4 protein-coding genes are annotated in these 4,181 nt (G+C 55.3%); 3 read left to right on the top strand and 1 reads right to left on the bottom strand.

Annotation, left to right across the window (positions count from 1 at the left end):
- Positions 1-297 (top strand): CDP-archaeol synthase (locus XI09_RS06150; RefSeq protein ID WP_271566082.1); only part of this gene is annotated, 297 nt, incomplete at its 5' end.
- A gap of 7 nt (positions 298-304) precedes the next feature.
- On the opposite strand, the gene XI09_RS06145 is transcribed toward XI09_RS06150, so the two are convergent.
- Positions 305-1,243 carry a metallophosphoesterase gene (locus tag XI09_RS06145; protein ID WP_271566081.1) on the bottom strand — a complete coding sequence of 313 codons (939 nt, stop codon included), beginning with the start codon at positions 1,241-1,243 and terminating at the stop codon, positions 305-307.
- Between the two features lie 193 nt (positions 1,244-1,436).
- On the opposite strand from XI09_RS06145, the gene XI09_RS06140 reads away from it, so the two are divergent.
- Both XI09_RS06140 and XI09_RS06135 read left to right on the top strand, forming a co-directional pair.
- Positions 1,437-1,784, top strand: coding sequence for a hypothetical protein (locus XI09_RS06140; protein ID WP_271566080.1), 348 nt, complete (start codon positions 1,437-1,439; stop codon positions 1,782-1,784).
- A gap of 583 nt (positions 1,785-2,367) precedes the next feature.
- Complete coding sequence (locus tag XI09_RS06135; RefSeq protein ID WP_271566079.1) at positions 2,368-3,510, top strand: MASE4 domain-containing protein; 1,143 nt, start codon at positions 2,368-2,370, stop codon at positions 3,508-3,510.
- Positions 3,511-4,181: the final 671 nt, after the last annotated feature.

The raw sequence follows: 4,181 nt of genomic DNA, 5'->3' as shown, positions 1-4,181 counted from the left end.
ACAGCAAGCGCCCCGCTTATCGGTCTGGATCTGACGATCGGTGCAATCGTAGCGGGCGCGGCTATGGCGGGCGATTTGTTCTCTAGTTTCCTGAAGCGCCGCCTAAACTATCCGCCGAGCAGCCAGGCACTCGGGCTCGATCAGATTCCCGAATCCCTATTTCCGATGCTGGCATGCCGCGACGCGCTTTCATTGACGATCGCAGACATAGCGCTTGGCGTCGGGATCTTTTTTATTGGCGCGCTAATTCTGTCTCGTTTTCTATTCCGAGCCCACCTGCGCGACGAACCATATTAGCCCGCCGTTAGCCCGAACGAAGGCAGTGCAGGGTGATTTCTGGTGGACAGTTGAGACGAACAGGAACGACGCTCGATCCAGCACCCACAGAGGTGTAGCCAGTCATGTCGTGATACTGCCAAGCTCCTGCCCCCATCCGCCGAGGCAAGACTGCATCGAGTATGATCGGAATAGATCCTGGCAGACAGATCTGCCCACCGTGCGTATGCCCGCTCAGCAACAAATTAAAATCGGCATGAGCCGCCTGACGATAGATCTCCGGTGTGTGTGACAATAAAATGGAGAACTCGTCATACGGGATCTGCAACGCAGCTTTTTCGATATCGTCGGCCTTGAAGCAGTGGGCGTCATCGATCCCGGCTAGATAGATCTGCTGATCGCCGCGCACAATCGCCTCACTCTCGTTGAGCAGCATACGTATTCCCATTGCTTCCAGCCCCGGAACCATTCGGATGGTATCGTGGTCGCCCAGAACTCCATAAACGGGCTCCTTTAGATGAGCTCGCACTCGTGCGACGCCGTTCAAGGTTGCCTCGAACGGTCCAAAGTTCTTCCCCCGATAGTCGCCGGTTAGAACACATAGATCGTAGCGCATGTCGCCGACGAGTTCGATCAGGCGCTGCATGGCGGCTTCATTCATGTCCACATGCATGTCGCTAAGGTGGAGTATGGTGAAGCCGTCGAAAAGCGGTGGCAACTCCTTGAATATAACATCATTGCGCTTGACGAGAATGTTTCCTGTATTTCGGTGTCCGCGCCAGTAGAGACCGGTCAGCTTAAGTGCATTTCGAATGACAGAATGGACTGGATACCAGTTCCTTATGTGAAAGGAGAGGAGGCCTTGGCCGAAGATTTGTGCCTCGTGGTCCGTCTCGATACCCAATCGCTGTCTGGCATGGAACGGTCCGAGACGCTCCTCCAATTTGCGCAAGATCTCTTCGTCCATGGAACAACTTCCTCCGAAATCGGCTCGACCTTCCATGGACGGCGGTACCGGCGCACGGTTGCACGCTGCCCTGAGCAGGCCTCGGTTGATATAGTCAGCGGGATGGCAAAAGCCTGGCTCTCCTTTCCGCGCAATAGACATCGCGAATTCGAGACCCGACAAATAACCGACCGTTTTGCGCGGAAGTGATCCGATGAATTCTGCAGATCTTTCGACAATTCTAAACCGCATTCTTGATACCGCGGCGGATAATCTCAGGGTCGCAAAGATTCTGATTCAAATGGGCCTTGATCCCAACAACATTTCCTACGACGCACTGTTCAATCGGCTGTTGGAAATTGTGCTGGCCAACATCACCCTTGCCAATATGTTCGCCCTGGTCGGCGCGATCTTCTTTGTCGCTACCCTGCTGATGCAGACCATGGTTCCGCTGCGCGTCGCCAATATGGTCGGATGTACGTTCTTCGCGACCTCTGGAGCGCTCTCGGGAAACGTCGCCAATTTTCTGCTCTTCTCGCGCTCCGACGCGGGATTGATTTAGATCAGTAATCAGGCTCGCACAGGTGGCACAAATCCAAGCGTGGAATGCCCTCTTTGAGGCGAGGTAGCATCATGCTTATCAAGACACTCACGTTGCATTCACTGACCTACCTCGTGGGCATTACCAGTTCATTGGCAGTGCCCCAACTCATTCCCTCGCCGGGTACAGCCGCAGGTTTTCAGTCGGATACTCGTACTGAAGTTGCAATAATTCCTCGTCAGATCGTGAACCGCACGGTCAAGAGTGACAGGTTGCCAGTCAAGCAAGCAGGGTCTGAGGCTAATGGCAAAGGGGGGCCTGTACAGGTGCCAGCACACTCCGCTCCGAATTGGGAATGGAAAACCGATTGCAAGCCGCCCATTGATGTAATTGGGCGCTGCTTTGCGGACCTTGGAGAAAACCACGGCACCTTTCGGACCTGACCCGGAACGGCAATCGCAGTGCGCCCAATGCGCCAAAGTCGACCTTCCTAGCGGCTCGGCTCAGCAGCAAAATGCCCCCCTAATAGCGCTTGCGTTACGTTGGGAACCGGACACAATGACTTCCGCCAGCGCCCTTAGCACATCACGGCTTGGAGGCTGCTATGGATCAGACGGTTGGTCGAAATGGGGGTGCCCCTGGCGGCGCAGGCTCCCGTCGGTTGTTGTTATCGACCGCTTTGGCGACGGCTGGCGAGACGCGACTTGCCCTGGTGATTGCAGTCGTGGCCTTTGTCGCGTTCCTGGCGGTTGTGCCTTTGGCACGGGTCCCGTTGGCAAGAATGCCAGCCTTCATTCCAGGTTACCAAGCGGCGCTTTTCTTCATCGACCTGATTACAGCAGTTCTTCTTTACGACCAGTTCGTCCGTGTGCAGACTCGCGGAATCCTGTTTCTTGCTGCTGGTTATTTATTTGACGCCTTCATCATCGTTGCGCACACCTTAAGCTTTCCCGGCGCATTCGCACCGACAGGGTTGCTGGGAGGCAACGACCAGACCACAGCCTGGCTTTATGTATTTTGGCACGGTGGTTTTCCACTGTTCGTGATGTGTTATGTAATATGGGACCGAGGTGTAATTGATAAAGACAGATCACCATGGACGCCTCGCCAGGTCATATGGGGGATCATCGGTTCAATCGTTGGCGTGGCGGTATTGACACTGGCATTCGTCTTGATCGCGACCGTGGGACACGACTTGCTCCCGATAGTGATGCAGGGCGGTGATTATTCGCTTCTCGTGACGAAGGGTATCAGCCCTACGGTCTGGGGTCTGACCTTTATTGCCATGCTTCTGCTTTGGCGCCGCGAACAGCGCGTCATGGACCTGTGGTTGATGCTGGTAATGTGGATTTGGCTTCTCGACATCGCTCTATCCGCCGTCGTCGGATCGAGCCGTTTTGATCTCGGCTTTTACGTCGGGCGGCTGTTCGGGCTGATCGCTGCCAGTTTTCTGGTGCTCGCGCTGATCGTCGAGACTATCAAATTGTATTCCAGCGCACTGAGCGAGGCCGCCAGCGCCGAGCAGAAAGTGGCGGAGCTGAAGCGCGCTTATGCGTCCGCCGAAATTTCGCCTTCGAAGAAAGGAGGTGGCGAGCCCGTCGAAGCTTATGTCCAAAAGCAAAACATCGCTTACTATCAGACTTTGCTCAAATCCATGTCGCTTGGCGAAGACCAGCGCCGCACCGTGGAAAAGCTCTTAAGTGAGGAAAAAGGAAAGCTTGGTAGGCTGCCGCCAGCCTCGGATTAAAGAAGGGTGGGCCACCGCTGGACGGGAGCTCGATAGACATTGAACTGACCACCGCTATTGATCAACCGAGGTTTGCTTTCTTTGCAGAAAGCGTGATCACTCCGCATTGCGCGAGCCTCTTGTTGGCCCTTCTCCGACCTACCACGATGTCCGCTTTCGTGCTGTTGTTGAGGGACAAGCGGACATTGAAGATGATGAGTACACGGCCTAGTACAGCGGAACAACTAGTCCCGCGATCCGCGCAAGGCAGCCCAGATTATCGTCAGCTGCAAGCTGACAAGCGGTCGATGCGGCCTGCCGGTCAAGATGGCCGAGCGGGCTATCCAGATCGCGGTCGAGAAGGGCAATATTCCGATCACAGGCACGACTTTATGATGGGCGGGTGCGGGCGATCCGGCAGACGGATTGGCGAGGCCGTCGGCGAATCGAGGCCGAACTGCGGCGCAAGGCTGCCTTTCGTAACGAGAATTATCCTCTTCCTCGACGACACCGAACAACGGACACTGGCCATCGATGGGCAGACACTATGATGGGTGTCGAGAGTCAAACCAGTTCAAGGCTGATTCCGACGAAATGGCACAACCGCGCGTATTGAAAGCTAAGACGCTTTCCGGGCCTAACCAGACGGCATCTTGTGGCCCGTCGATCGTTTAGTGATCAGTCAATCTAAT

It is taken from the genome of Bradyrhizobium sp. CCBAU 11386 (assembly GCF_028128955.1).
GTDB lineage: Bacteria > Pseudomonadota > Alphaproteobacteria > Rhizobiales > Xanthobacteraceae > Bradyrhizobium.
The sequence above is the reverse complement of the archived record's forward strand: the minus strand, read 5'-3'. Positions and strand labels throughout refer to the sequence as shown.

Coding starts and splice junctions, on each gene's coding strand:
- XI09_RS06145 (WP_271566081.1), bottom strand. CDS start 1,243: ATGGACGAAGAGATCTTGCGCAAATTGGAGGAGCGTCTCGGACCGTTC.
- XI09_RS06140 (WP_271566080.1), top strand. CDS start 1,437: ATGAATTCTGCAGATCTTTCGACAATTCTAAACCGCATTCTTGATACC.
- XI09_RS06135 (WP_271566079.1), top strand. CDS start 2,368: ATGGATCAGACGGTTGGTCGAAATGGGGGTGCCCCTGGCGGCGCAGGC.